Source organism: Tumebacillus algifaecis, from assembly GCF_002243515.1.
GTDB classification, from domain to species: domain Bacteria; phylum Bacillota; class Bacilli; order Tumebacillales; family Tumebacillaceae; genus Tumebacillus_A; species Tumebacillus_A algifaecis.
In genome coordinates this window covers 4,061,881-4,087,500 of sequence record NZ_CP022657.1, presented here as the reverse complement: position 1 = coordinate 4,087,500, position 25,620 = coordinate 4,061,881, and the positions used below count along the sequence as shown (strand labels likewise).

Here is a 25,620-nt window from a genome sequence, read left to right as displayed (position 1 = left end):
GAGAGAAATACTCGATCTTCAAAGATCAGATCTCATTTGTTGTATAGGATGCATCTAATAGAAGAGCTAGCATATTTGCATCGGATAACCAGCGCTTCAAGGCAAACGAAGCACATGTACCATAGGATCCTGAAAGAAATGGACGCAACTAGGTAATGTGTAGCCGAGTAATAAAAACTGGGTCTTCTTGTGATACATGATCACATAAAAGGTCTCTCTATCTTGAAGCACGGCGAAGAATCACTTTAAATCGGTGTAGGAACCGCAGAATCCTTGTAAGAATAGCATACCGCTAGCAAAAAGTAGAACCCGATTCAATGAACAGGGTCTGCCTGTTGTGCAAGGTCCATAAATGCCAGATCAAAATAAGTGCCTTGTTCCAAGGGGCGACCCAGCACAGTGAAGAGGAATCGTGATGAAAGCACATCAAAACTCCATCCTACTCAGAGTGAGGTAAGAAAGATTCAGCTCTCCAAAATTTTGAACTTGATTGAGCAAAGAGGAATCGTGATAAAACCACATCAGAACGCCATCCTACTCAAAGTGAGGCAAGAGCGATTCAGCTCTCCAAAATTTTGAACTTGATTGAGCAAAGAGGAATCGTGATAAAACCACATCAGAAAGCCATCCTACTCAGAGTGAGACAAGAACGATTCAGGTCTCCATAATTTTGAACTTGATTGTCGGAGTAGAAAGTGATATCATATGTTTTGTCTCTTGCGGAAGTGGCTCAGGGGTAGAGCATCGCCTTGCCAAGGCGAGGGTCGCGGGTTCGAATCCCGTCTTCCGCTCCATCTATACTTTTTTGCTTCGGGCCTATAGCTCAGTTGGTTAGAGCGGCCGGCTCATAACCGGCTGGTCCCAGGTTCGAGTCCTGGTGGGCCCACCATCCGTATCATTTTCATCGAGTGCCCATAGCTCAGCTGGATAGAGCGTTTGACTACGAATCAAAAGGCCGGGAGTTCGAATCTCTCTGGGCACGCCAGCATGACTTGAAGGTATCGGAATGTAGCGCAGCTTGGTAGCGCGCTCGCCTTGGGAGCGAGAGGTCCAGAGTTCGAATCTCTGCATTCCGACCATATTGTAGCGAACGCGGTTGTGGTCGATTCGGACCTGACTGCGTTTTTGCGTATTAGGGGGCAAGGGAACGGATATGCTGCGACTCATGGCAATTTTAGTGAGCATCGGTCTTGTTGGGATGACGCAGGGCCTTATCGTGCCACTGCTCTCTTTTATTTTGGAACAGCGCGAAGTCACGGCAGTCTTCAATGGGATCTCGACGACCGCTTTGTTTTTCGGCGTCATCGTGGCCTCACCGTTCATTGAACTTGTCGTGCGAAAATATGGGGCTAGGCGCACAATCATCTACAGCAACTGGCTGGCCCTGCTGATGACACTGGCGTTTCCCATCTGGGACAACCTCTATGCGTGGATTCTCTTCCGCGTCGTGCTCGGCATCGCCCTCTCCGGCATTTTCGTCTCGACGGAGATCTGGCTGAACACGATCTTAACCTCAGACAACCGCGGGCGCATGTTCGCGTTCTACGGCCTCGCCATCGCGATCGGGCTGATGGTCGGGCCGCTTGGCATCAACTTGCTCAGCCTGTCGCTCTGGGCACCATTTGTGGTCAGCGCAATCTGTTACCTTATCCCGTTGGTGATCACGATGCGCATTCCGGATGAGGACGCAAGACTGGATGAAAGCGAAGAGGATGGCCCAACCGGCATTAAGCGCTGGTGGCGCATCTTCTGGCTCGCTCCGTTTGCGATGCTGGCTTCACTCACCTACGGGTACTTAGATGGCGCCCTGGTCGGCCAGTTTCCGATCTATGGCTCGCGGCTGGAGCTGATGCCCTCCACCATCTCGCTGACCCTTTCTGTCTTCGTCTTCGGATCGATCGTCTTTCAATTCCCGCTCGGCTGGCTTTCTGACATCTGGGGTCGCCACCAAGCGCTGCTTCTCGCCTCGGTGATCGGTTTGGTCGGGTTCTTGTTAGTGCCGCTCACTCAACATCACATCGGACTTTTGATGACGATGTTCTTTCTTGTCGGCGGCGCGCTGGGATCGTTCTACTCGCTCGGTCTCGCCTACCTCGGTGATCTCTTGCAAATGAAAGACCTGCCGACTGGCAACGTGCTCTATACGATGCTCTATGGCGTCGGATCGATCTTGGGGCCGTCGTTCACCGGAGCGGCGATCCAGTTCTTCGGCAAAGAATGGTTTGCTTGGTCGATCGCGGTGATGCTGTTCTGCTATGTTGTATACGGTTTACTTCATTCACAAAACGTTAACAAAAAGGGTTCTGTGTTCACAACGAGTAAGAATTGAATCTGAATTTTTGTTCAAAAATAGGACAAAGCGTTCGGTTTGTGGTAAGATACATTTGTGGATTCGGTAATCAAAAATCGCAGAAACTTAATGCGATTTACAAAAAATACTACTATACTATTATGCGGCCATGAAATACATCAAAATGGCTACGTTGTGGAAGGGGTTAGGAAGAAAATGAAAACAGCGATTGCAGGCGCAGTGATCGGTGCTGCGGTTGTCGGCGGGATCTGGTTCTTTTCGAACACAGATTCGACCGTTGTAAGCGTAGGCAGCGCCAAGATCACTCAATCGGAGCTGGTCGAGAAGCTGGAGCAAGTGGGCGGTAAAGACACACTGAAGCGTATGATCGAAGAACAAGTCGTCTTGAACCAAGGGAAAGAGATGGGCTTGCTGGCTACCGATGCGGAAATCGACAAAGAGATCCAAACCATCATCGACGATCGCTTCAACAAAGACAAGGCGCAATTGGAAGCTGCCTTGAAAGACAGCAACATGACCATGGATGACCTGCGGAAGGAACTGAAAATGTCGGTCACCGCGAAAAAGATCGCGGTCAAGGACATCACCGTTTCGGATGAAGAGGTCAACGAATATTACGAAGCCAACAAATCAACCACTCTCGGCACTCCGGCGAAGGCAAAAGCTCGCCACATCCTGATCAAGGATGAAGGCAAGGCAAACGAGATTTTCAAGCAACTGCAAGCGAACCCGGATGATTTCGAAAAGTTGGCAAAAGAGCACTCCGAAGATTCTTCCAAAGACCAAGGCGGTGACCTCGGCGAGTTCCCGAAAGGCACGATGGTAAAGGAGTTTGAAGAGGTTGTCTTCGGCGAAGGCACCAAGATCAACGAAATTCAAAAGCCGGTGAAATCTGAATTCGGCTATCACATCATCAAAGTGGAATCCCGTACAGACGCTGTGGTTCCGAAGCTGGATGATGTGAAAGAGAAGATCGTTGACACCTTGAAAGAACAAAAAGCAAAAGCATACCAAGATCTGCTCGAAGAACTGGTTGCAAAAGAATCAATCAAGATCAACAAATCGAAATACAAAGGTCTCATGGACCCGGCAGAGCCGTCTACCGAACTTCCGTTGGGTGAAGGTCATTCCGAAGGTGACGGCCATAGCCACTAGTCATCACTTCTATCGTTTCCACATAAAGGCTTGGGCACTCGCGGCTCAAGCCTTTTTTTGTGCATTCCAGAACATGGTGCGTGCTACACTAAGTAGTAAGAGAGGGGGCGGCACGCATGGACAATGTCACACATGCCCTGCATGGTCTTGCCCTGTACGCGCTGGCGGCAACCGATCCATCGCTTGCTCACGATCCCACGGCGATGAGTGCCGTGTTGTGGGCCGCCTCGCTGGGGTCGCAGGCTCCCGATTTTGATTTTGTTGTCCGGCTGATTGGCGGTGAGATCGCCTATCTGAAACATCATCGCGGGATTACGCACTCGCTCCCAGCGTGGCTGCTCTGGCCCACCTTTCTGTCACTGCTGCTATGGCCGTTTTTTCCGGACCATTTTGGGTTGCTGTGGTGGTGGAGTTTCCTTGGGGTGATCGTGCACGTAGGCTTGGATCTGCTCACCACCTACGGCACGGTGGCGTTCTGGCCCCTGTCGAAGCGACGCTACGGCTGGGACGTTTTGATGATCGTCGATGTTGTGCTGTGGGCAATTGGCGCCATCGGCATCTACCTCTGGTGGCTCGATGTGTCTCCTGAGCGCGTACTCTGGTATACGATCGGTCCGGCCATCTTATACCTGGCGCTGCGCACGGCGATCCAACTCTATCTGCGGCGCCAAGTGCGGCAGCTGTACCGAGCAGCAGGAACAAAGATCGGGCGCGTGTCGGTCATTCCGTTTCTCGGTGTGTTCCGCTGGAACTTGGTGGTGGAGCGGGAAGGAACGTTTGAGCTGGGTACAGCGCATCTTCGCAAAGGGGTTTCCATTCAAAACGCCTACCCGCGCCACGACGAGGAAGCCCGGCTGGTCGAACTGGAGCGGTCGCAAGTGTATCAGGTGTTTCGCTGGTTCGCCAGACATCTGTTTCTGGAAGTGGTTCGTGACGAACGGGGGCACCTGCGAGCGGAGCTGGCCGATTTGGCTTTTGGCTTCCGGGACCGCTTGCCGTTGATGGCGCAGATCACCCTCGATGCGGAAGGAAATGTGATCGAAGAAAAGCTGATCCGTAAACCTGACAAATTTCGCAAAAATGACAAAATAAACAAAAACCACGACGCCAGATGACAGGCGTCGTGGTTTTGTGTTAATTGGTGGTCTCTAAAAATTCATGCAGTGCCTTGATGATACCGTGTTCTTCGCCTTGTAGTTCATACAGGCGTTTTGCGAACATGATATAGGGTACAGAGTCCTCTTGGAGCAGGAACGCTTGCGTGTCCGGTGAAAATCGCGACAGGATACGGTCCGCTTCGGAGTACATGTCCTTGTCGATCGTGTCGTCATCATGCAGGTAGTGCACCGGTATTTGCAAAGCGTTTGCCAATTTGCGAACCACTTCCATCGAAGGCTTGGTGCGGGTGCCCCGCTCCAAAGATGAAATGTGGCTGATCGAGAGGCCGGAGCGCTGGGACAGTTCATTTAGCGTCCACTTTTTGCTCAAGCGCATCTCGCGCAGTTTAGCTCCCAGCGTATAGTTCGAGGATTGTTCCACGGACGATTCCTCCTCAGCATGCCGAGCCATTTTAGTAGTTAGTATAACACACATCCTAGAAGTTTGTGAACGAAATTTAAAATAGGCATTCGTTTCAAGTAAGATCAGCTACTATATGTTTAGGTGTATACTAAAGTACGAATGGTAATTATTACTCCATACGGCTCGACATCTTCCGCTACATTAACGAGGGGATTACCAGTTGTTAACTTAGGCCGAAAGATGGATAACTTAGCATTGCTTTAGGACATTTTCACTATTTATCAATAGTTGCGGTTGTAGAGGTATAGATTTTTGTAGTAAAGTGTAAATATAATTATATCAACTAATTTCCGAGAGGACTCGGGAGTCGGTTTACAGCGCGGAGAGAAAAAGAGACCACCCCAAAGCAGGGTGATCTGGCAGGTAGAATCGTTCGCCGGAGCTGACCCGAAAGCGATCCGTAAGCTACAGTCGTTTGCTTGAGGTGATCACTCGGCGCAGCTTGCGCGCTCCGTCGCGCAGCAGCTCGAAGTCGTCCGTCTGATCGGCTAACTCGCATTGAATCAGCGCAGCCGAGCAGGGGTCACCCGCTTCGAGCAGAGCGTCCACCGCGCGGTACATGTTCGCTTTGTACTCCTCGATGTCCCCAGCTTGCAGGTCACAGCCGGCGAGGATGCGGTAGAGCTTGGAGCGGTCCTTCGGCTTTTGTAACCTCGATAAAGCGCGTTGGGCATGATTGCGGGCCACTTCGGTCTTCTGTTGCAGGAGCGCCAGTGAAGCCAAGCCACCTAACACCTGATGCAAAGTGTCAGGGGCCGCGCTTCCGGCCAAGCAAAGCGCTTGGCAATAGTGCTCGGCAGCCGACTCATACGCGTGCAGACCGCTGTGGATCTCACCTAGCAGCCGTGCAGCCTCCGCCTGCCTGGGCAGGTCGCCTGTGGCGATAAAATGGTGATAGGCGGCTTCGATCGCCTCCAGCGCTTCCTGAAGCCTGCCAAGCTCGCACAGGGCCTGAGCGCGCAACAGCTGTGCTTCGGCAAGCCCATCAGCATCGCGGATGCGTCTGAATTCGCGCTCAGCTTGGGCGCAATGTGAGATCGTCTCCTGCTGTTCGACACACTCCATGAACAGATAGGCCATCTCCAACAGGATGCGGCCCACGCGGTCGAACAACTTGTGGCGGTAGGCTAGTTCGAGCGTTGTGGTGTAGGTGCCGATCGCGCGCTGTAACTGCTGTTTGACTTTCGCTAAAGCGGCGAGCGAGCAGACCGCATCGACCTGTCGCTCGTAGTTCTTGGTCAAGATGAACAGCTTGTAGGCGTGTGTCATCGCCGTCATTGCACTGTCCAAGCGCCCGTTTTTGGCGAACACTTGGGAGATCTTATACTGAATCTCTGCTGTGGGCAGTTCATAGTCGGGCAGGTCGGATGCCACCCAATACATGTCGTAGAGCAAGGTGATCGCTTCGTCGATCTCGCCCCGATCGACCAGATCGTCAATGCGGGTGAAGAGCAAAGCGGCCGTTTTTGTGTAATCGGGATGGAACAACAGAACTTTTTCTGGTTGTAAGTTGAGCACTTGGCAGAGATAGAGCACCGTTTCGATCGTGGGGTTGATCTTGCCCTTTTCAATGTTGTTGACAGCGGTGGGGGAAAGCGAGGAACCTGCCACATCGCGCATCGTCAGGCCCAACGTGGTGCGACGTTCGCGAAACAGGTCCCCTAAGGTGACAGCACGGTACTTGTCTATCGCAAATACCCCCTTTGGGGAAATGTAACTTTTTGTCTAGTATAACAAGTGCTGCTAGCACCATACAACTGTAAACAGAGTGTGCTTCGAATTCTTAAAAAATTTCAAATCCTGTACAAAAAAATGAGAATAATCGGCGTGATCGCATTGACAGATTTTATATATTTCTTATAATGAAACTAAGTTGAACTGACGATAAATGACTACTCATCTAATATATAACACCAATTTCCAAAAGTAAGTCAGGCGATGATAACGGAGGAGACAGCTATGAAAGCCACTTTAGGTCAAAAGATTCGTGAATTGAGAATTCGAAAAGGTTTGACGCAAAGCGATTTGAGCGCAGGTCTGGTCACCCCAAGTATGATCTCCCAAATCGAATCGGACAAAGCCAATCCGTCCCATAATCTGCTCGCGGCGATCGCTGAAAAGCTGGATACGCCGATCGAGTATTTCTTGACCGACACCGAGACACAGATGGAAAAGGTAAGCGTGTACAAAATTGCCAAGGCGCTGATGGCGACCCGCGAGTATGAACAGGCGGTCAAGATGCTCGTCGATTTGGAAGAGAATCCGTCCCCGCACGTTTCCTCGATCGACGTCGCTTACGATCTGGCCGTGTGCTATTTGAATACAGGTCGCCTGAACGATGCGACCGACCGTTTCGAAAGCGTGCTCGACTCGGCGGTGGCGCGCAACGACAACAGCATCCAATTGCTCGTGCTGAACAAGCTGGGCGAGCTTTCCTACTTGGAGAAGAACTATCCGATCGCCATCCATTACTGGAAAAAGGCGTACGAGATGATCAAAAAGGGTCAGCTCGCCGAGCTGTACCTGCAAGCAAATATCATCAAGAACCTCGGTACCGTCTACTACAAGCTGGGCGAGTACAACGAGGCGCTGACCTTCTATCAGGAGTCGAACGGACTGCTGACCGGCAGCAACCATTTCAAGCAAATCGGTGACATCTACCTCGATCTGTCCTTCACCTACCGCGAGATGGGCGAGTTTGAAAAAGCGGCCGAGTATTCGCAATCGGCGCTGTCGATCTTCCAGTCGTTGAACAACATGAAGATGACGATCGACGTCAAGGCGAAGTACGGCATCGTCAAAGGCGAGACGGGCAACATCGAAGAGGCGATCTCGATCATGACCCAGTGTATGCGTGACTATGCGGACATCGGTTGCGAGATCGAAGTCGGGCAACTGCACAGCGACCTCGCCCGCATTCTGATCCAAGACAACCGTGTGGAGCAGGCGAATGAGCACTGCGCTTCGGCTTTGAAATTCTTCCCGGAAGAAAATCTCGACCGGGCTCACGTCTACCGCATGAGCGGCCAGATCGCGTCGGCGAGCAACCAAGCGGAAGAAGCGGCAGAGTTCCTGCGCAAAGCGGTGGCGATCTACCAGGAGTATCAGGCGTTTGGCGAACTGGTCAAAGCGTACTCGATCCTCGGCGACATCTACAAAGCGAAAGGCGACTTCAAAGAAGCGATGGAGTGCCTCGAAAAGATGAACGAAGCGATGGAAGAAAACTTGCGTGAACGCAAGATCGTGATCTAATCGACCGATCTGCAAGCGATAAAGCAAGCAACAAATAGAACGCAACAAAAAGGCCGGGCTTAACTGCCCGGTCTTTTTTCTGTTTGCGTAAACGACTGGCCGAGCTTGGCGATCCAAAATCCGAGCGAGACGGCGAGCACGCCACCGCCGGCTAGCGACAGCGTGGAGAGCAAGCGCTCCCAAGAATCATCGACACCTTTCAGATAGACCTGCACGATCAGAAAGAGGGCGCCAAAGACGCCGAGCGCCATCTCGTGCCATTTCCAGCGCGTGGCGAACAACAGCCCATAGCAGACGAGCCAGATCGGCGCGAACAGGATCAGAAAGACCATAAACCAAAAGTGATAATAGAAGTGAAAAGCGATCATGCCGAAAAGCGCATAGGTCAGCACGACGACGGTGCAGAGCAGTCCGGCCATCGCGCTCTGCCGCCACAGTCGATGCTGGAGGAAGCGGCGTTTGTGCCCGGTCGGTCGATTGGGACCGGAGGAGCCGAGCGGTTGTTTCAGCGGGTGCAGTCCAGGCTGTGAACTGCCGCCTGGGGGTTTGATGGCTGCAGCAGCGAGCGGTTGTGTCTGCAGCCACTTTTTGATCACGTTCATTGTAGGGGTCACCTCATGACATGTGGAAAACCAAATTCGATTTATAGATTTAGTAAAAGTGTGGACGAGCGGCTCGCGTTTTATACCGCACTCTTTAGAACTACTCGAAAAATCGCGAAACATGTTAGCCCAGCAAAATTTCGGAATGTTTTTCTGACAAATCTATATATCTAAAACGAAAGGTGGTACGAGATTCGATTGCGAAAAATAGAGGAGGTTTAGACTGGATGGTCAAATTGGTAGCATTGTACAAACATCCTGAAGATTTGGATGTTTTCAACCAACACTATTTTGGCACGCATTTAGAATTGAACGCGAAGACGCCGGGCCTTGTGCGCACCGAAGTCTCGAGATTTTTCGATCTGCGGGGCGGAGCGACCGAACACTATTTGATGTGCGAGATGTATTTTGAAAGTCGCGACACGTTAAAAGCTTCGTTCAAAACGCCGGAGAGCAAAGAGGCGGGGGAGGACTTGCAGTCGTTCGCCGGAGGTCTGGTCACGTTCTTGTTTGCTGAAGTGGTGGACGAACCTATTTGAAGGGAGTCTCTCACATGTACGAAACGATTTTGTATCAATTGGAAGATGGTGTGTTGACCTTAGCGTTCAACCGTCCGCAGGTGATGAATGCGTATAACCAGCAGATGGGTGATGAGCTATATGATGCGCTAAAGCGCGCGGAGCAGGATGAAGCGGTGCGCGTGATCGTGCTGACCGGAGTCGGGCGGGCATTCTGCTCAGGGCAGGACTTGAACGACGGCGCAGCATTTGATCAGAGCGAACTGTCGAACGCCGTTCGCGAGCGCTACAACCCACTTATCGTGCGGATGCAGACGATGCGCAAGCCGATCATCGCAGCGGTCAATGGCGCGGCAGCAGGTGCTGGTGCTGCGTTCGCGCTGGCGGCCGATCTGCGCATCGCGTCCGATCGCGCCAAATTTACGATCGCCTTCTGCAAAATCGGCCTTGTGCCCGACTCGGGCGCGAGTTATTTCCTGCCGCGTCTCGTGGGCGTGGGCAAGGCGATGGAATTGGCACTGACCGGAGACGTGATTTCGGCTGAGGAGGCGGAGCGTCTGGGCATGGTCAACAAGGTGGTTCCGGCTGAGCAATTGGAGGCGGCGGTGCGCGAATTTGCGGGTCGGATCGCACAAGGCCCGACCGTAGCGCTGGGACTTACCAAGCGCTCGATCTACCAAGGGGCGGATAGCGATCTGTTCACAGCGCTGGAGACGGAAGCGCAGTATCAAGGAATGGCCGGGCGGAGCGAAGATTTCCGCGAAGGGGTGCAGGCGTTTTTGGAGAAGCGCGCGCCGGAGTTTAAGGGGCGCTGACGCTTGTCGAAAACGGGTGGGCCAAAGGCGGATTTGCTGTGCGCTCTGTCGGATCAACGCTGACAGGGAGGTTGCTTACGAATGGCTTTGTCCGAAATGGAAAAAGAGCAACGGTTGCTTGCCAAGATCGCCCGTGGGGAGACGATCGAAAGCGTGGCGGAGATGACCGAGGAATATCGGGAGAATTTGGTCCACTTGATGTTGATGCAAGCCGACTCGGAGGTAGCGGGTGCGTTCGGCTATGTGCCGTGGATCATGAAAGCGCCGAGCACCGTCGAAATGCTGTCGGTCGCCACGATCGCCAAAGATGAAGTGCGGCATGGGCGCGTGATGTACAAACTGCTACAGGAACTTGGCGTCGATGTTGACGGGCGGGTGAAGGAGTTTGACTTTACGTTGCGCGTCGGTGATGAAGTGGAGCTGGGCGCGACCCGAGCCGCGCAAGATGACCGGGTGAACATTTTCTACTATCCGATCAATACGTGGTATGACTTTATCATGTTCAACGTATTGATGGATCGCGGAGCCGGACACCAATTGGAGGATTCGGAACTGTCCTCTTACGGCCCGTGGCGGCGGGTGATGGAAGGGATCATGAAGGAAGAGCTGATGCATGTGGCACACGGCGATTCCTGGCTGGTGCGCTTGGGGAAAGACCCGGAGCATCGCGCCGAGACGCAGGAGGCACTCGACCGTTGGTTCCCGCGGGTGATGAACATTTTTGGCAAACCGCATTCAAGGCGCAACGAGATCTACCGCAAGCTCGGCCTGAAAAAGCGCGACAACCATGAGGTGCGCCTCGCGTTTCAGGAAGATGTGCGCAAAGTGGTGGAGCGCGCAGGGCTGGCGATGCCGACGTGGACACCCGACTGGGATCGCTTGCAAGAGGATGCGACGATCACTGGGTAGCTGTTGGATCGAACAAGTGGAGGGGAGATACCGAGGAGCGGGTATCTCCTTCTTGCTGAATTGGTTGACTGTGCGGGCTGACTGAACGGGGAGGTGTCTTGGGTGATTCGGAAAGAACTGACCGTAGGCGAAGTGGTGCAGGCGTATCCGGAAGCGATCGAAGTGTTCGACAAGCACGAGCTGACCTTTTGTGCAGGGTGCTACATCACCCTGTTTTCCGAGCTGGAAAAGGCGGCCGGATATGCGGCGGTGCAGGATGTAGATCGGATGATCTCCGACCTACAGAGGCTCGTGGAGCGTTTGGAACGGGTGCGGGGCGCAGAGACAGGTTGCGATGAGCATGTTTGAGCAACCGATTGGCGTGATCGGCGCGGGCACGATGGGGATTGGGATCGCCCAGGCGGCGGCGCAGGCTGGGTATGAGGTACTGTTGTACGATCTGAGCGAAGAAGTGTTGCTCGGAGCACTTGGCGGTCTGCGCGGACGTCTGGAGAAGCGCGTAGCGGCTGGAAAACTGCCGCCGGGAGAGAGCGCGGTGCTCCTCAACCGCTTGCGTCCCGTGACGAGGCTGGAACTGCTATCCGAGACGGCGTTGGTCGTGGAAGCGGCTCCAGAGAAGCTGGAACTGAAACGGGAGTTGTTTGCCAGCTTGGAGGCGGTGGTGTCACCACAATGCATCCTCGCATCGAACACATCGTCCCTGCCGATCACCGCGCTGGCGGGCGGGCTGAAACATCCTGAGCGCGTGGTCGGGCTGCACTTTTTCAATCCCGTGCCGCTGATGCAATTGGTGGAAGTGATCCAAGGTCTGCGGACAGCGGCGCGCACCGTCTATCTGGCGCGGAGCTTTGCGGAATCGCTCGGCAAACGGACGGTGCTGTGTCAGGATACGCCGGGGTTTTTGGTCAATCGAGTGGCACGGCCCTTTTACGGGGAGGCGTTGCGGCTGTTGCAGGAAGGGGTGGCCGACGTGGAGACGATCGACCGCTTGGCTCGCGACGGTGGGCGATTTCGGATGGGGCCGTTTCAGTTGATGGATCTGATCGGGATCGACGTCAATCTGGCGGTGAGTGAAAGTGTGTTTGCCGCGATGTATGAAGAGCCGCGCTACCGTCCACATCCGATGCAAGCGCGGCTGGTGCAGGCCGGGACGCTCGGACGGAAGACGGGAAGGGGGTTCTATCGGTATGACGACTAGGCGGGTGTTGGTGCTCGGTGACGGCGTCATCGCGCGCGAGATCGTGCGCTCGCTCAGCGCCGCGGGCGAACGGTTGACTTCGTTTGTGGCCGAGGAACCGCTTGTCGCAAAGCCGCGAGATCGGTTGCAAGCCGTGCGCGAATTGATGCAGACCGTCGAGATGCGGACGTTCGACGCGGTGTTGATCGCCTTTGGCGCTGAGCGCGACACGGTGCGAGAGATCGTGCGTGAAGTCGAGCGACGAATGGGGCCAGAGGCGCTGTTGCTGGTGTCAGCGCTGGGCGTATCGGTGACAGAGGCGGCGTCGTGGTGTGTGGAGCCGAAGCGGGTGGTCGGCTTTGGCTATGTGCCGCCGCTTGCAGATGTAACCTGTGTCGAGGCGGCGAGCGGTTTGCGAACGGACAGCGATGTTGCGGAGCGAGCGCATGCGATGTTGCAGGCAGGACTCGGGCGCGACATCGTCTGGGTCAAGGACAGCGTGGGGCTGGTCATCCCGCGCATGGTGGCGATGGTGATCAACGAAGCGGCGTATGCACTGCAGGAAGGGATCGCCCAAGCGGAAGATCTAGACACGGCGATGAAGCTCGGCACCAACTATCCGTACGGCCCGCTGGAATGGGCGGATGTGATCGGGGTGGAACAGGTGACGGCGATCCTACAGGGGCTGTACGCGGAGCAGGGCGAGGATCGCTTTCGCCCGGCCCCGCTGCTCAAGCGTTTGGCTTGGGCTGGACAGACGTTTTATGGGCGGCGAGAGGAGGAGCAGGCAGATGCGCGAGGCGGTCATTATTGATGCGGTGCGCACACCGATCGGACGCTACGGCGGTGCGCTCCAAACGGTGCGGCCCGACGATCTGGCGGCAGGTGTGATCCGGGCGCTGGTGGAGCGGACGGGCATCGACCCGATGCTGGTGGACGATGTGATCTTGGGCTGTGCCAATCAGGCTGGAGAGGACAATCGCAACGTAGCGCGGATGGCGCTCTTGCTGGCTGGACTTCCGGTGAGCGTACCAGGGGTGACGGTCAATCGGCTCTGTGCGTCGGGGCTGGAAGCGGTCAATCTGGCAGCAAGGGCGGTGCTGGCCCATGAAGCGGACGTCGTGATCGCAGGCGGAGTGGAGTCGATGACTCGGGCCCCGTTGGTGATGGCAAAAGCAGAGGGGGCATTTGCCCGCGACGCGCAGTTGTTCGATACGACGATCGGCTGGCGCTTTATCAACCCGCGGCTGGCAGAACTGCATCCTCCCGTCGCGATGGGCGAGACGGCCGAACGGGTGGCGGAAGCGTACCATGTTTCGCGAGCAGAGCAGGACGCGTTTGCGCTGTTGAGCCAACAAAGAGCGGCTGCGGCGCTGGCGAGCGGGGTGTTTCGGGAGGAGATCGCTCCGGTCGTCGTGCCGCAAAAGCGAGGTGAGCCCTTGCTGGTCGAGCACGATGAGCATCCGCGGGCAGACACATCGCTCGAAAAGTTGGCTGCGCTGCGTCCCGCCTTCCGTCAAGATGGCACGGTGACCGCAGGCAACTCCTCGGGGCTCAATGACGGAGCGGCGGCCGTGCTGGTGATGGCGCGGGAGCTCGCGGAACGACTGGGCCTCACGCCGTTGGCGCGTTATGTGGTTTCAGCTACTGCGGGCGTCGATCCAGCGCTGATGGGGATCGGTCCAGTGCCCGCCGTGCGCAAGGCTCTGCGGGCAGCTGGGCTGACCGTCGAGCAGATCGACCTGTTTGAAATCAATGAAGCGTTCGCCGCACAGGTACTGGCCTCGGTCGGAGCATTGGGGATCGATGTGGAAAAAGTCAATCCGAACGGCGGTGCGATCGCACTCGGCCATCCGCTCGGAGCGACAGGAGCACGGATGGTGGCGACGCTGTTGCACCAGATGAAGCGTCAAGGTCACCGCTATGGGATGACGACGATGTGCGTCGGTGTCGGACAGGGCGTGGCGACCCTGTTCGAGCGGATCGAACCTTGTGGGTGAAAATATTGTGGAGCCGTCCGAAGCGGGCGGCTTTTGGTCATGGTATGATTTGCATATCCCAACAAAAGGTATCGTTCCATCAGAAAGGGGCAAGTGTGCGATGGCAAATCGACCGACATTTTTCGAAATTCAGGTGCCGAATCCGCAGGAGACGGCCGAGTTTTACCAGCGCGTGTTTGGCTGGAGCATTCAAGCGTTCGGGGAAGGCGGCGACTATTTTCTGCTGGTGACCGGTGAAGAGGAAGAGCCGGGGATCTCCGGTGCGATCATGCGCGCGCCAGACGGGGAAGCGCGCACGATCAACACGCTGAGTGTCTCGTCGGTGGACGAGTATGTGGAGAAAATTCTCGCGGCAGGCGGACAGGTGGTCGTGCCGAAGTTCCCGATTCCAGGGCTTGGCTACCGCGCATATTTTAAAGATCCGGGCGGTACGCTGGTCGGCGTGTCTCATCTCGATCCCGAAGCCAAGTAGTTGCCTGTAAGAATAAAGAGCTGGACAGCACAGAAGCTGTCCGGCTTTTTGTTTTCTATCATTTTGCAATGGGCGGGTGAATATAGTCTAGAAGAAGCGAGCGACAGGGGGGAGCACAGTTGGGGATCTTTGACGAGATGGCCAAGTACGGGCATGAGCAGATCCACTTTGTTCAGCACAAAGGCACCGGCCTGAAAGGGATCGTCGCGATTCATGACACGACGCTGGGGCCAGCGCTGGGCGGATGTCGGATGCGGCCATATGAATCGGAAGCGGAAGCGCTGTTCGATGTCCTGCGCTTGTCCAAAGGTATGACCTATAAGTGCGGCGTGGTGGATGTGGACAATGGCGGCGGAAAGGCGGTGCTGATCGGCGATCCGAATTTTGACAAATCACCGGAGTTGTTCCGCATGTTCGGTCGATTTGTGGAAGGGCTGGGCGGACGCTTTTACACGGGAACCGACATGGGTACGACCCCGCAGGATTTTGTACATGCACAGCGCGAGTCCAAGCGTTTTGTCGGATTGCCGCTGGAGTATGGCGGTTCGGGCAATACGGCGGTGCCGACCGCGCTCGGGGTGTTCGAAGGGATCAAGGCGACTGCGCAGTGGCTGTGGGGCAGTCACGATCTGTACGGAAAGCGCTTCGCCGTGCAGGGCGTCGGGAAAGTGGGGGCGCTCGTGGTTCAGCATCTGGTGGAAGCGGGCGGTGCGGTGTATCTGACCGACGTGGATCGCTCGCAACTTGAGGTGGTGGCGGCGACGATTCCCAAGGAGCAATTGCTGGGCACGGTGGCACCGGAGGATATTTATGCGCTGGATGTAGATGTGTTTGTGCCATGTGCGCTCGGTGCGATTTTGCATGAGGAGACGATCTCGCGACTGCGCTGTGCGGCAGTGGTCGGGTCGGCCAACAACCAGTTGCTGGACATGGAAAAGCACGGGGCGTTGCTTGCGATGCGCGGGATTTTGTATGCGCCCGACTACCTGGTCAACGCGGGCGGTTTGATTCAAGTGGCCGATGAATTGCAAGGGTATGTGCCGGAGCGCGTGCTGGCGAAAACACGCGGGATCTATGAGATGCTCTTGCAGGTGTATGGGCTGGCGGCTGAGCAGGGCATTCCGACGTGGCTGGCGGCCGATCGGCTGGTGGAAGCGCGGATCGAGAGAGTGCGAGATGTGAAGTCCGTTCGGCTGTAGAGGGCAGGAAAAAGCGACTCTCTGCTCGTCCCAAAGCCAGTTCTTTGCGAACGGCGGGGTTCTGTCAGGAGTGGAATCACAACATCATGATCTACTGGTAGTGCGATTTTAGCCAGACATTACAGCAACGAGAAGAGACGAAAGGGGGACAAGTTGATGATGAATCGGATCGATCAGGAACAGGCTGACGCGAACACCGTTTCGACCGACCAGTTAATCGACATGTACAGATGGATGATCACCGTCCGCCATTTTGACCGTCGCGCCGTGCATTTGCAGCGCTCCGGGCGGATTGGCACGTATGCGCCGCTCGAAGGACAGGAGGCGGCACAGGTCGGGTGCGGCTTTGCTTTGGAAAAACGGGATTGGCTGTTCCCGACCTACCGTGAGCACGGCGTTTCGATGGTGCACGGCCTGCCGATGGCCACGATCTTCCTGTACTGGAACGGTCGTCCCGAAGGTTGCATCTCCCCGCGCGGCGTCAACATTTTCCCGATCGCCGTGCCGATCGCCACCCAGCTTCCGCACGCCGTCGGTGCCGCATGGGCCAGCAAACTGCGCGGGGAGGACACCGTCACCGTCGGCTTTCTCGGCGATGGTGCGACATCAGAGGGCGATTTTCATGAAGCGATGAACTTCGCAGGCGTTTTCAAACTGCCTGTGCTCTTTTTCTGCCAGAACAACGGGTATGCGATCTCCGTTCCGCTGGCCAAGCAGACGGCGACCGAAACGATTGCCGAAAAAGCGGCCGCTTACGGTGTCGAAGGCATTCGCGTGGATGGAAACGATGTTCTCGCCGTCTACGAAGCGGTGAAATGGGCCGCCGACAAAGCGCGCAGCGGTGGCGGCCCGACCTTGATCGAGGCGGTGACCTATCGCTTCGGCTCGCACACCACCGCCGACGACCACACCCGCTATCGGGCTTCGGATGAGGTCGAAGCGTGGCGCGAAAAAGATGGGATCGAGCGGCTGCGGCGAACGCTTGTCGAGCGCGGCGTCTGGTCGGACGAGCTCGAGTCGGACGCTTGGGAACGCGCAGATCGGACGGTGCAGCGGGCGATCGACGAAATGCTCTCCGCCCCACCGGTTGACCACAATCGCCTGTTCGACTACGCCTATGCAAAACTGCCCCAGCAGTTGCAAGACCAGCGCGAAGAGATGCGCACGCTCTATGGAGATGGAGGTGGCAAGTGAGATGGCCCGACTCAATCTGATTCAAGCGATCACCGACGGGCTGCGCGTCGCCATGCGCGAAGATGAGCGCGTCTTGGTTCTCGGGGAGGACGTCGGAGTCAACGGCGGTGTGTTTCGCGCCACCGAAGGGTTACAGGCCGAGTTTGGCAGTGAGCGCGTCGTGGACACACCGCTTGCCGAGGCGGGCATCATCGGTGCTTCGGTCGGGCTGGCCGTGCAGGGGATGCGCCCTGTGCCCGAACTGCAATTTGCAGGCTTCATCTACCCGGCCGTCGAGCAGATCGTCTGCCACGTCTCCCGCGTGCGCATGCGCTCCCAAGGCCGATTTTCCTGCCCGATGGTGATCCGCGCTCCCTATGGTGGAGGCATTCGCGCCCCTGAACTGCACGGGGACAGCCCGGAGGCGTTTTTTGTGCACCAGCCGGGCTTGCAGGTGGTCTGTCCGTCTTCGCCCTATGATGCCAAAGGGCTGTTGCTGGCGGCGTTGGAAGCGGACGACCCGGTGATTTTTTTCGAACCGATGCGCATCTACCGCGCCTTTAAAGAAGAGGTGCCGGACGGACACTACACCGTTCCGATCGGTCAAGCGAAGGTCGTGCGCGCAGGCACGCATCTTTCACTGTTCGCTTGGGGCACGATGCTTCGCGTGTCGCTGGAAGCGGCTGAATTGGCCAAACAACAGGGCTGGGAGGTCGAAGTGGTGGACCTGCGCACATTGTCGCCGCTCGACCGGGACACGATCCTCGCCTCGGTGGAAAAAACGGGTCGGGCGCTCGTCGTCCACGAAGCGCCGAAAACGGCAGGTCTGGGCGCGGAGATCGTAGCGCTGATCAATGAAGGGGCGCTGTTGTCGCTAGAGGCTCCCGTCGGGCGAGTCGGCGGATATGATGTGCCACAGCCGCTGTTTGCGCTGGAAGACCTCCATGCGCCCGATGCGTTGCGGATCATGCACGGCATCGCGAACGTGATGAACTTTTAAGGGGGTTCGCCCATGAGCGTATCATTCAAACTGCCCGACGTCGGGGAAGGGATTCACGAAGCGGAAGTTGTGCGCTGGCTAGTTCGGGAGGGCGACATCGTCCGCGAGTTCGATCCGCTGGTCGAAGTTCAAACGGACAAAGCGCTGGTCGAATTGCCCGCTCCGGCGAGCGGCTGCGTTCGCGAGATCAAAGCCAAAGCGGGCGAACTCGCTCGTGTCGGTGAAGTGCTGGTGGTGATCGGCGACGAAGCGTCACCTGCGGCGACCAGACGAGTTCGGGCCACTCCGGCCACGCGCAAATACGCCCGCGACCTCGGCATCGACATCAGCCAAGTGCCAGCGAGCGGCCCAGCAGGCCGCGTCACCCGCGAAGACGTGCAGGCGTTTTCGCGCCAGATCGAGGGCAGAGCGGTCGGCAGTTCCGCTCCTGCCGCTACAGCGCACACCTTCCAATCGGCAACCACGCAGGCGCAAGTCGCCAGCCGATCCAGTCCCTCACCACAAGAGAACTCAACCGACATAGCAACCCCCGCGCCAAAGCTAGAACTAAATCCGGAGCCGAATCAAAAGCCAAACGAGGCGGTGCAGGTGACGGCATCCCCCGCACGCCCCGCGCAATCGGTCAACGCAACTGACACCCCATCTGCCGCGATCACCCGCATCCCGCTTCGTGGACTGCGCCGCACGATCGCCGATCGCATGACCAAGGCGGCGTTTACCGCCCCGCACGTCACCGCCGTCGATGAGGTGGACATGACCGAACTGGTCGCCCTGCGCAGGCAGGCAAACGAACTGCTCGCACCGACCCTGACGAAGATCACCTACCTGCCGTTCATCCTCAAAGCGCTGACCACCGCTCTGCAAGCGCACCCGTTTCTCAACGCGCACATGGATGACGAAGCTGGCGAGATCGTGCTGCATAGCGACTACAACATCGGCATCGCTGTCGATACGGAGGATGGCCTGATCGTGCCGGTCATCAAACAGGCGGACCGCAAATCCCTTTTGGAACTGACAGCTGAGCTGAAACAACTCACCGCGCAGACGAAAACGCGCACGCTCGCTCGCGACGACCTGAGCGGCGGCACGTTCACCCTCTCCAATATGGGCCCGATCGGTGGACTGTTCGCCACCCCGATTCTCAATTATCCGCAAGTGGGGATCTTGGGTGTACACGCACTGCAAGAAAAAGCGGTTGTGCGCGACGGTGCCATCGTCATTCGCAATATGATGCACCTTTCGCTGTCCTTCGATCACCGCGTTATCGATGGTGCTGAAGCGGTCCGTTTTACCAACAAGATCAAGCAGCTTTTAGAAACGCCGCAGCGCTTGTTCCTCGAAATGAGGTAAGGAGGTGCTCTCATGGTAGTCGGTGACATCGCCCAAGAAGTTCAAGTGGTCATCATCGGCGGCGGGCCCGGTGGCTACGTCGCGGCCATCCGCGCCGCCCAGCTCGGGCAAGAGGTCGTGCTGATCGAAAAAGAAGAGCTGGGTGGCACCTGCCTGCACGTCGGCTGCATCCCGTCCAAAGCGTTGATCCATGCCGCCAATACGGCCACAGTGATCACCAAGGCGGCCGAGTTGGGACTTTTCACCACCGCACCCGAGCTCGATATGCCAAAGCTCCAAGCGTGGAAACACAGCTTGGTGCACCAACTTACAGATGGTGTGCGCACACTGCTTCGCCAACATGGAGTCAGCGTGGTCAGAGGTGCTGCGTTCTTCATGTCGGACGACCGAATCGCGGTCGAGACAAAGCGTGGCATGGAATACTACCGCTTCGAGCAAGCGGTCATCGCCACGGGATCGCGACCGCTCGCGCTGCCAGGTTTTCCGTTTGATGGCGAGCAGATCCTGTCCTCGACCGACGCTTTGCGGCTCACAGAGCTGCCCAAGGAGCTTTTGGTCATCGGCGGCGGTTACATCGGCCTCGAACTAGGTACCGCTTTTGCCAAACTGGGCAGTCGCGTCACGCTCGTCGAACAGTCGGCAGGACTTCTGCCCGGCACAGACCCGACCCTCGTCGAGATCGTGAAAAAAAAGTTGCAAAGCTTCGGCGTTACCTTGCTGACCGAAGCGGAGGCCCGCGCACACACGATCCAAAATGGTCGCGTTCACGTGACTGTGTGCATCGGCGGGCAGGAGCAGACGGTGACCGCCGACAAAGTGCTCGTCACCGTCGGACGGAGGCCGAACACAGCAGCTCTCGATCTCGAACGGGCCGGGCTGACTGTTGATGAAAAAGGGTACCTGCCCACCGATGGGCAAGGGCGCACCGCCAATCGGAACATCTTTGCGATCGGTGACATCACCCACGGTCCGATGCTCGCCCACAAAGCGAGCAAAGAGGGCATCATCGCCGCTGAAGCGATCGCAGGACTGCCGAGCCAAAAAGATATGGCCTGCCTCCCGACCGTGATTTTTACCGACCCGGAGATCGCCAGTGCGGGCCTGACCGAAGCGGAGGCGCTCGCCCAGGGACTCGACGTGACAAGCGGCCAGTTTCCATTTGCCATCAATGGCCGCGCCTTGATCAAAGATGCCGGGGACGGGGTGTGCCGCGTCATCGCCGAGCGAGAGAGCGGCGTCGTGCTCGGCGTTCACCTCGCTGGCCCCGAAGCGTCCACGCTGATCGGCGAAGCGGCGTTGGCGATCGAGATGGGCGCGACCCTCGAAGACCTGCATCTCACCGTCCATCCCCATCCGAGTCTGAGCGAAGTGCTGATGGAAGCGGCGGCTGTTGCTGACGGGGTCGCGATCCATCTGCTCAACCGCCGCTAAAAAACAAGCATCTGCCTCCTAGGAGACAGATGCTTGTTTTAATAGCTTCCACTTGCTCCAGGCAAGCAGCGTGGCCAAGCCGATCAACAAGGCCGCCAGCAGATAGACAAAGCGCACGCCGACCACGTCGGTCAGCAAGCTCATCAACAGCGCGGACAGGGCAAAGCCGGTATTGAACACGGTCATCTTCACCGAAAACACTTTCGGCAACAGACGACCGCTGACCTGACTTTGGAACAGGGTTTGCTGAATCACCGCTTTCAACTGGTGCGGCAATCCCATCAACAGGCAAAGCAGAACGGCAAGCCAGGCGATGCTATTGACGGCGAACGCCGCATTGAGCAAAGCGTAGACGACCGAACCGAGCAACAGCAATAGGCCCATGCGCGTCTCCACCCATTTCGAAAAGGTTGAGACCAACATGCCGCCGAGCAGCATGCCCGCCATATAGCCTGCGTTCAACAGCCCAAACCACGTTTCGTCCTGACCGAGCGCCTGTTGGACGAACACGATCATCACCGCCCCGATCCAGACGCCTTCTGCGAGCACTTCCAGCACATCCATCAGGATCACCAGCCGTAGCAAGGGCAAGCGCCAGACGGTCACCCAGCCTTCTTTGACCGACTGGAACCCCGAGCGCTTTTGCTGCTCAGCGGTCGTAGCTTCGGCCGCTTCCGGGTCGCGCACGCCGAACATCAGCAAGGTCGCCAGCACATGTAGTCCCAAGCAGAGCCAGAGGCTGAACGTGGCCCCGACCGCCGCGTACAGCATGCCGCCCATCGCCCAACCGGCGAGTTGCACCGTGCGATCGGTCGAGGCCAGCCAGCCGTTTACTTTGACCAGTTCCGACTTCTCGACCAAGCGCGGCACGATCCCATTGCGCGTTGGCGTGGCGACCGCATCGAGCAACGAGAAAACGGCCATCAGCCCGAGGACGACCGACAGCCAGCCCGCATCGAACAGCGCATGTAGAAAAAGCAGCAGGGTGGTAAAAAGCAGGGTTTTGCCCAGCTGTGAGCTCCACAACAGCGTCGTCAGTCGAAAGCGGTCGATCACAAGCGGGGTGAGCAGGCCGCCGATCAACTGCGCGCTCATCGTCACGATCGGAATCAATGCCGTCAAAATTGCCGATTGGGTCGCCTGATAGGTCAGTGCGATCAACAGCACAATATACAGCGTATCGGCCAGATTGGCCGCGGTCTGCCCAATCCATAAACAACGAAATGAGGTGAGCCGACTCATCTTTTTTGCCCGACGAGAAAGAGGAACAGCGGATATCGCGAGCGTCGCAAAAATTCCGCTTCCGTCGGGAACACCTCCCGTTTTGGTTTTGATTCACGCAACGTTTCGACCGTAAATCCGGCTTGCTGCAAGGTGATGAAGTAATCCTCCAGCGTACGATGAAACTTCTGCACCCGGCCGCCGAGCCATTCGATCTCCCGCGCGCCCGACAGGAAGTAGTCATCGATCAGCAACCCCTCCGGCGTTGCGCCTTGCTGATGCGTACTGGCGGTCTGCAGTGGATGTTCAACCGAAAAGATCAGCTTGCCGCCGCTGATCAGACTTTTTTGTACCTTCTCGAAAACGGAGGCGAGATCATCCACATAATGCAGGGCCAGCCGTGACAAGACCAAATCGAACTGTCCTTCCGGCAAAGACACCTCTTCAAACGTGCCATGCAACAGGGTGGAGTTCGTGCCGGAGAGCCGCTCTTTTGCTCGCGTTAGCATCTTCTCTGCCGCATCGACTCCGAAAAATGAGGCCGCGCCACGCTGGAGCAACCGCTCCCCGAATTGTCCGTCTCCACAGCCGAGATCGAGGATCGAAAGCCCATTGACCGCTGGCAACAACTCTTCGATCACGGGCTCTTCTAGCAGGGCATTCGCATTCACGTTTCGTCCACGCAGTTGCCAATAGTTTTCGAATACTTCTTCATTATCAAAAAAGTTGCGACCTGTGTGTAGCAACGAAAATCCTCCTCGATCACAAAATCATGGAATTTTCTCTAACTATACACTGCTGATAAAGCCGTGCCAAGTTGTCCATTCCTGTGCTACACTAAAAGATATGACTTTTCTAGTGAGGAGACGCAAAACATGCCAAAGTTTAAGAACTTTGCAGCCCGCAAAGGGGTTGCAGACCGTGCAAAAAACAACCAAATGGTGAAAATTGGCCGTCAGATCATGGTCGCGGCACGCAATGGTGGTGCCGATCCTAACGGGAACTTCAAATTGAAGAGCCTGATCGCGAAAGGCCGCGCGATCAACATGCCGATCGACAACATCGAGCGTGCGATCAAAAAAGGCGCAGGTTTACTCGAGGGCGAAGCGTTTGAAGAGATTCGTTACGAAGGCTATGGACCGGGCGGCGTGGCCGTACTCGTGCACTGCTTGACTGACAACCGCAACCGCACAGGCGCTGAAGTGCGCGCAGCTTTCAACAAGCGCGGCGGCTCGCTTGGCGAACCGAACTGCGTGGCTTGGATGTTCGATGAAAAGGGCGTGCTGACGATCGACCGCACCGAATCGGATCTCGATGAAGATACGGTGATGATGGCGGCGCTGGAAGCGGGCGCTGAAGATGTGGTGATCTCCGAAGAGGAATTTGAAATCCTCACTGCGCCGTCCGATTTTGAAGCGGTGAAAACTGCGCTCGATGAGCAAGGCTTTACCTTCTCCAACGCTGACGTGCAGATGGTTCCGAAAAACACGGTCGATGTGGCTGGCGACGACGCGAAGAACATGTTGAAACTGCTCGAAGTCTTTGAGGAGAACGATGACGTACAAAACGTCTCGACCAACATGGAGATCGACGACGCCGAGATGGAGCGCCTCCACAACTAACCGTCACGCGACCAGCAAGCAGGATTGACAGCTAGACTTACTTGCTTGTACACGAAATGTTGCGGACACTTTAAGTGGCCACGACTTGCTTGAAGTGATTGTCGTGACCGTCTAAAGCGTTGAACGGTTGGATGCGCTACCAAGAAAAAACCGATCTCTGAATCGCCAGAGATCGGTTTTTTGTTTTCTGCACCTGCGGGCCAATTTAAAATTTTTTGATATTTCCCGGCTTGATATCGACTGCGTTTGGGATCATGGCTTGTGGACGGAACAGGTCTTTGAACATAAATTTCAACAGTTCCGGCCCATCCAGTTGGATCAGCTTGTCGGCCAGTTCGGGATTGACACGTTGGATGCGGGCGATTTCTAACACGGTGCGTTCTGCCAATCCAGGGATGATGTCCGGACCGACGAGCAGGTTGTGGTAAATGCGGTCCTCTGCCGTCACCTGACGATCGCCCCCGCCGCCATACACCTGATGGCTACCTTGATCCTGATAGGCTTGCTGTCTGGCCATGACTTGCACCTGACGTTTCTCGCGATCTGTGGTCTTTGCTCCGGCTGTGATGCTCTCGTCGAACTGATCGTCTGTCATCCGCCCCGTCTGGAAAGATCTGACCTTTTCGGTGAAGCCAGGTTTTGTTTTCAAAGCCTCATGGGCGCGTGTGGGCAGCCAAGAGGTCAGGCTCGCTTTGCCCGGTTCGGTCATCAGATCGGGATACTCGCGCTGGGCAAAGTCGCTCAGCATCAACCAGCCTTTGTCGAGCAGCCCCGAATCTTTCAAGCCCAGGCTGATCTGTGCGCTGTCACCTTGGGCGGAGGAGGCACCACTGCGCTGTTGCTCCTCCTCTTTCCCAAAGCGGGTTTGCCGCATGCCCGCGTCGGGTGACTCGATGAAGAAGAACGTAAACCCGTGGTTGGCCAGCGCATGTTCATCATAGGCGGACGTGTTGTGTTTGTAGGTCGGGTTGTCTTTTTGCAACAGGGTTTTCGCTTTGAGTGCCCCGTCTTGCTCAAGCGCATCGGCACGGGCTGACGTGGTGTAGTGGTTTAAGACAGCGTCGTTTAACGCAGTGACCACTTTGTCTTTGACGCTCGCGGCCCAATCGGGTGCCCGATCATCCGGCATTTCTTTTGCCATCGAGGCCCGATTCATCGTGGACAGATGTTGAAAATATTCAAAACCCGTTTTGCCGACTTTGCTGGTGCTGTATTCCAATTGCTCGTCGCTCCACAAGGCACCCTCGTCGGTCATCAGCTTGTACGGCGCTTCCTGATCTTTGGTGTAGCGATCCAAGCGATCCGCTTGATTGAAGTTGGTCCTCCATTCCTCAATGAGGATGAGTTGGATCTCGATGATCACAGACTGATCATGTTTTGAAAGCTTGTCTTTATTGGCTGCTGACCACTTGTTTAGCAGGGTCGTGATCTCTTCGATCATAGCCTGGTGTACGGACGGCCTGCCGTCTTTGGAGCGGTCGTACTCATTAATTTTCTGGAACAACAGTTGGAACTGGGCATCGAATTGGAGTAGCCCCGTCCCGCGTGGGCGCTCCTCAGTGACTCCGTCCTTACTCGCAATTTTATCCATCGCCCAGCCGATGTAGGGATCGAGCTGATGCATCAGTTTCTTATCGCTTTTGAGTTGTGCGGTCGGAGCTGTTTTCTTCTGCAACATATGGAGCACCGCTTGGTTGCCTACCGTTTTTTGTAGCTGTAAGATCTTGTTGACAGGGGTGGCGAGGGAGCTTTTGGCGGATGGTTTTGATCCGTTGCTCGAAGGGGATGGTGCTTTCTGTAGAATAGAGTGAGGCATCGTATCGTCTCCTGGC

24 protein-coding genes and 4 tRNA genes are annotated in these 25,620 nt (G+C 56.3%); 22 read left to right on the top strand and 6 right to left on the bottom strand.

The window, feature by feature from the left end; translation table 11 throughout:
• The first annotated feature begins 719 nt into the window (after nucleotides 1–719).
• From CIG75_RS18180 to CIG75_RS18150, 7 genes are all read left to right on the top strand, one after another.
• Nucleotides 720–794 (top strand) — tRNA-Gly (locus CIG75_RS18180).
• Nucleotides 795–812: 18 nt separating this feature from the next.
• A tRNA-Ile gene (locus tag CIG75_RS18175) sits at nucleotides 813–889 on the top strand.
• Nucleotides 890–908: 19 nt separating this feature from the next.
• Nucleotides 909–985 (top strand) — tRNA-Arg (locus tag CIG75_RS18170).
• A 17-nt stretch (nucleotides 986–1,002) separates the two neighbouring features.
• Nucleotides 1,003–1,079 (top strand) — tRNA-Pro (locus CIG75_RS18165).
• An 86-nt stretch (nucleotides 1,080–1,165) separates the two neighbouring features.
• Nucleotides 1,166–2,329: an MFS transporter gene (locus CIG75_RS18160; RefSeq protein ID WP_157729637.1), complete on the top strand. Its 1,164-nt coding sequence runs from the start codon at nucleotides 1,166–1,168 to the stop codon at nucleotides 2,327–2,329.
• A 177-nt stretch (nucleotides 2,330–2,506) separates the two neighbouring features.
• Complete coding sequence (locus CIG75_RS20955) at nucleotides 2,507–3,466, top strand: foldase protein PrsA (protein WP_172844481.1); 960 nt, start codon at nucleotides 2,507–2,509, stop codon at nucleotides 3,464–3,466.
• A gap of 116 nt (nucleotides 3,467–3,582) precedes the next feature.
• Nucleotides 3,583–4,581: a metal-dependent hydrolase gene (locus CIG75_RS18150; protein WP_094237931.1), complete on the top strand. Its 999-nt coding sequence runs from the start codon at nucleotides 3,583–3,585 to the stop codon at nucleotides 4,579–4,581.
• A 19-nt stretch (nucleotides 4,582–4,600) separates the two neighbouring features.
• Here CIG75_RS18150 and CIG75_RS18145 read toward each other — a convergent pair whose 3' ends face one another.
• Complete coding sequence (locus tag CIG75_RS18145) at nucleotides 4,601–5,005, bottom strand: helix-turn-helix domain-containing protein (protein WP_157729636.1); 405 nt, start codon at nucleotides 5,003–5,005, stop codon at nucleotides 4,601–4,603.
• Between the two features lie 447 nt (nucleotides 5,006–5,452).
• The gene (locus tag CIG75_RS18140; RefSeq protein ID WP_227874447.1) at nucleotides 5,453–6,703 is read right to left on the bottom strand and encodes a helix-turn-helix transcriptional regulator; all 1,251 of its coding nucleotides are present in this window, start codon (nucleotides 6,701–6,703) and stop codon (nucleotides 5,453–5,455) included.
• Nucleotides 6,704–7,006: 303 nt separating this feature from the next.
• Between CIG75_RS18140 and CIG75_RS18135 the strand changes: the two genes are divergently transcribed.
• Nucleotides 7,007–8,299 carry a tetratricopeptide repeat protein gene (locus tag CIG75_RS18135; protein WP_094237928.1) on the top strand — a complete coding sequence of 431 codons (1,293 nt, stop codon included), beginning with the start codon at nucleotides 7,007–7,009 and terminating at the stop codon, nucleotides 8,297–8,299.
• 59 nt (nucleotides 8,300–8,358) lie between these two features.
• On the opposite strand, the gene CIG75_RS18130 is transcribed toward CIG75_RS18135, so the two are convergent.
• Nucleotides 8,359–8,901, bottom strand: a complete 543-nt coding sequence (locus tag CIG75_RS18130) for a hypothetical protein (protein ID WP_094237927.1) — start codon at nucleotides 8,899–8,901, stop codon at nucleotides 8,359–8,361.
• Nucleotides 8,902–9,128: 227 nt separating this feature from the next.
• Here CIG75_RS18130 and CIG75_RS18125 point away from each other — a divergent pair, with 227 nt between their 5' ends.
• The 13 genes from CIG75_RS18125 to lpdA all read left to right on the top strand — a co-directional run bounded on the left by CIG75_RS18125 (nucleotide 9,129) and on the right by lpdA (nucleotide 20,945).
• The gene (locus tag CIG75_RS18125; protein ID WP_094237926.1) at nucleotides 9,129–9,440 is read left to right on the top strand and encodes an EthD family reductase; all 312 of its coding nucleotides are present in this window, start codon (nucleotides 9,129–9,131) and stop codon (nucleotides 9,438–9,440) included.
• Between the two features lie 14 nt (nucleotides 9,441–9,454).
• Complete coding sequence (locus CIG75_RS18120; RefSeq protein WP_094237925.1) at nucleotides 9,455–10,234, top strand: enoyl-CoA hydratase-related protein; 780 nt, start codon at nucleotides 9,455–9,457, stop codon at nucleotides 10,232–10,234.
• A gap of 81 nt (nucleotides 10,235–10,315) precedes the next feature.
• Nucleotides 10,316–11,143 carry a 1,2-phenylacetyl-CoA epoxidase subunit PaaC gene (locus tag CIG75_RS18115; protein WP_094237924.1) on the top strand — a complete coding sequence of 276 codons (828 nt, stop codon included), beginning with the start codon at nucleotides 10,316–10,318 and terminating at the stop codon, nucleotides 11,141–11,143.
• Nucleotides 11,144–11,245: 102 nt separating this feature from the next.
• Nucleotides 11,246–11,491 carry a hypothetical protein gene (locus tag CIG75_RS18110; RefSeq protein WP_094237923.1) on the top strand — a complete coding sequence of 82 codons (246 nt, stop codon included), beginning with the start codon at nucleotides 11,246–11,248 and terminating at the stop codon, nucleotides 11,489–11,491.
• The gene (locus CIG75_RS18105) at nucleotides 11,484–12,341 is read left to right on the top strand and encodes a 3-hydroxyacyl-CoA dehydrogenase NAD-binding domain-containing protein (protein WP_227874282.1); all 858 of its coding nucleotides are present in this window, start codon (nucleotides 11,484–11,486) and stop codon (nucleotides 12,339–12,341) included. The genes CIG75_RS18110 and CIG75_RS18105 overlap by 8 nt, the downstream gene beginning before the upstream one ends.
• A complete protein-coding gene (locus tag CIG75_RS18100; protein WP_172844480.1) occupies nucleotides 12,331–13,134 on the top strand; it encodes a 3-hydroxyacyl-CoA dehydrogenase family protein in 804 nt (267 codons plus the stop codon). The genes CIG75_RS18105 and CIG75_RS18100 overlap by 11 nt, the downstream gene beginning before the upstream one ends.
• Nucleotides 13,112–14,320, top strand: coding sequence for a thiolase family protein (locus CIG75_RS18095; protein WP_094237920.1), 1,209 nt, complete (start codon nucleotides 13,112–13,114; stop codon nucleotides 14,318–14,320). The genes CIG75_RS18100 and CIG75_RS18095 overlap by 23 nt, the downstream gene beginning before the upstream one ends.
• 100 nt (nucleotides 14,321–14,420) lie before the next feature.
• On the top strand, nucleotides 14,421–14,792 hold the full coding sequence (locus CIG75_RS18090; RefSeq protein WP_094237919.1) for a VOC family protein: 372 nt from the start codon (nucleotides 14,421–14,423) through the stop codon (nucleotides 14,790–14,792).
• Between the two features lie 137 nt (nucleotides 14,793–14,929).
• On the top strand, nucleotides 14,930–15,991 hold the full coding sequence (locus CIG75_RS18085; RefSeq protein ID WP_094238491.1) for a Leu/Phe/Val dehydrogenase: 1,062 nt from the start codon (nucleotides 14,930–14,932) through the stop codon (nucleotides 15,989–15,991).
• Nucleotides 15,992–16,147: 156 nt separating this feature from the next.
• Nucleotides 16,148–17,185, top strand: a complete 1,038-nt coding sequence (pdhA, locus tag CIG75_RS18080; RefSeq protein ID WP_094237918.1) for a pyruvate dehydrogenase (acetyl-transferring) E1 component subunit alpha — start codon at nucleotides 16,148–16,150, stop codon at nucleotides 17,183–17,185.
• Nucleotide 17,186: 1 nt separating this feature from the next.
• On the top strand, nucleotides 17,187–18,164 hold the full coding sequence (locus CIG75_RS18075; RefSeq protein WP_094237917.1) for an alpha-ketoacid dehydrogenase subunit beta: 978 nt from the start codon (nucleotides 17,187–17,189) through the stop codon (nucleotides 18,162–18,164).
• 12 nt (nucleotides 18,165–18,176) lie between these two features.
• Nucleotides 18,177–19,514, top strand: coding sequence for a dihydrolipoamide acetyltransferase family protein (locus CIG75_RS18070; RefSeq protein ID WP_094237916.1), 1,338 nt, complete (start codon nucleotides 18,177–18,179; stop codon nucleotides 19,512–19,514).
• 12 nt (nucleotides 19,515–19,526) lie between these two features.
• Nucleotides 19,527–20,945, top strand: a complete 1,419-nt coding sequence (gene lpdA, locus CIG75_RS18065; protein ID WP_094237915.1) for a dihydrolipoyl dehydrogenase — start codon at nucleotides 19,527–19,529, stop codon at nucleotides 20,943–20,945.
• A gap of 18 nt (nucleotides 20,946–20,963) precedes the next feature.
• On the opposite strand, the gene CIG75_RS18060 is transcribed toward lpdA, so the two are convergent.
• Together CIG75_RS18060 and CIG75_RS18055 are read right to left on the bottom strand one after the other, a co-directional pair.
• Complete coding sequence (locus CIG75_RS18060; RefSeq protein ID WP_094237914.1) at nucleotides 20,964–22,187, bottom strand: MFS transporter; 1,224 nt, start codon at nucleotides 22,185–22,187, stop codon at nucleotides 20,964–20,966.
• Nucleotides 22,184–22,912 (bottom strand): class I SAM-dependent methyltransferase, encoded by a 729-nt coding sequence (locus CIG75_RS18055; RefSeq protein ID WP_094237913.1) that lies wholly within the window; start codon nucleotides 22,910–22,912, stop codon nucleotides 22,184–22,186. The genes CIG75_RS18060 and CIG75_RS18055 overlap by 4 nt, the downstream gene beginning before the upstream one ends.
• Nucleotides 22,913–23,041: 129 nt before the next feature.
• Between CIG75_RS18055 and CIG75_RS18050 the strand changes: the two genes are divergently transcribed.
• The gene (locus CIG75_RS18050; RefSeq protein WP_094237912.1) at nucleotides 23,042–23,788 is read left to right on the top strand and encodes a YebC/PmpR family DNA-binding transcriptional regulator; all 747 of its coding nucleotides are present in this window, start codon (nucleotides 23,042–23,044) and stop codon (nucleotides 23,786–23,788) included.
• A gap of 205 nt (nucleotides 23,789–23,993) precedes the next feature.
• On the opposite strand, the gene CIG75_RS18045 is transcribed toward CIG75_RS18050, so the two are convergent.
• A complete protein-coding gene (locus CIG75_RS18045) occupies nucleotides 23,994–25,604 on the bottom strand; it encodes a hypothetical protein (RefSeq protein ID WP_094237911.1) in 1,611 nt (536 codons plus the stop codon).
• Between the last annotated feature and the right edge of the window lie 16 nt (nucleotides 25,605–25,620).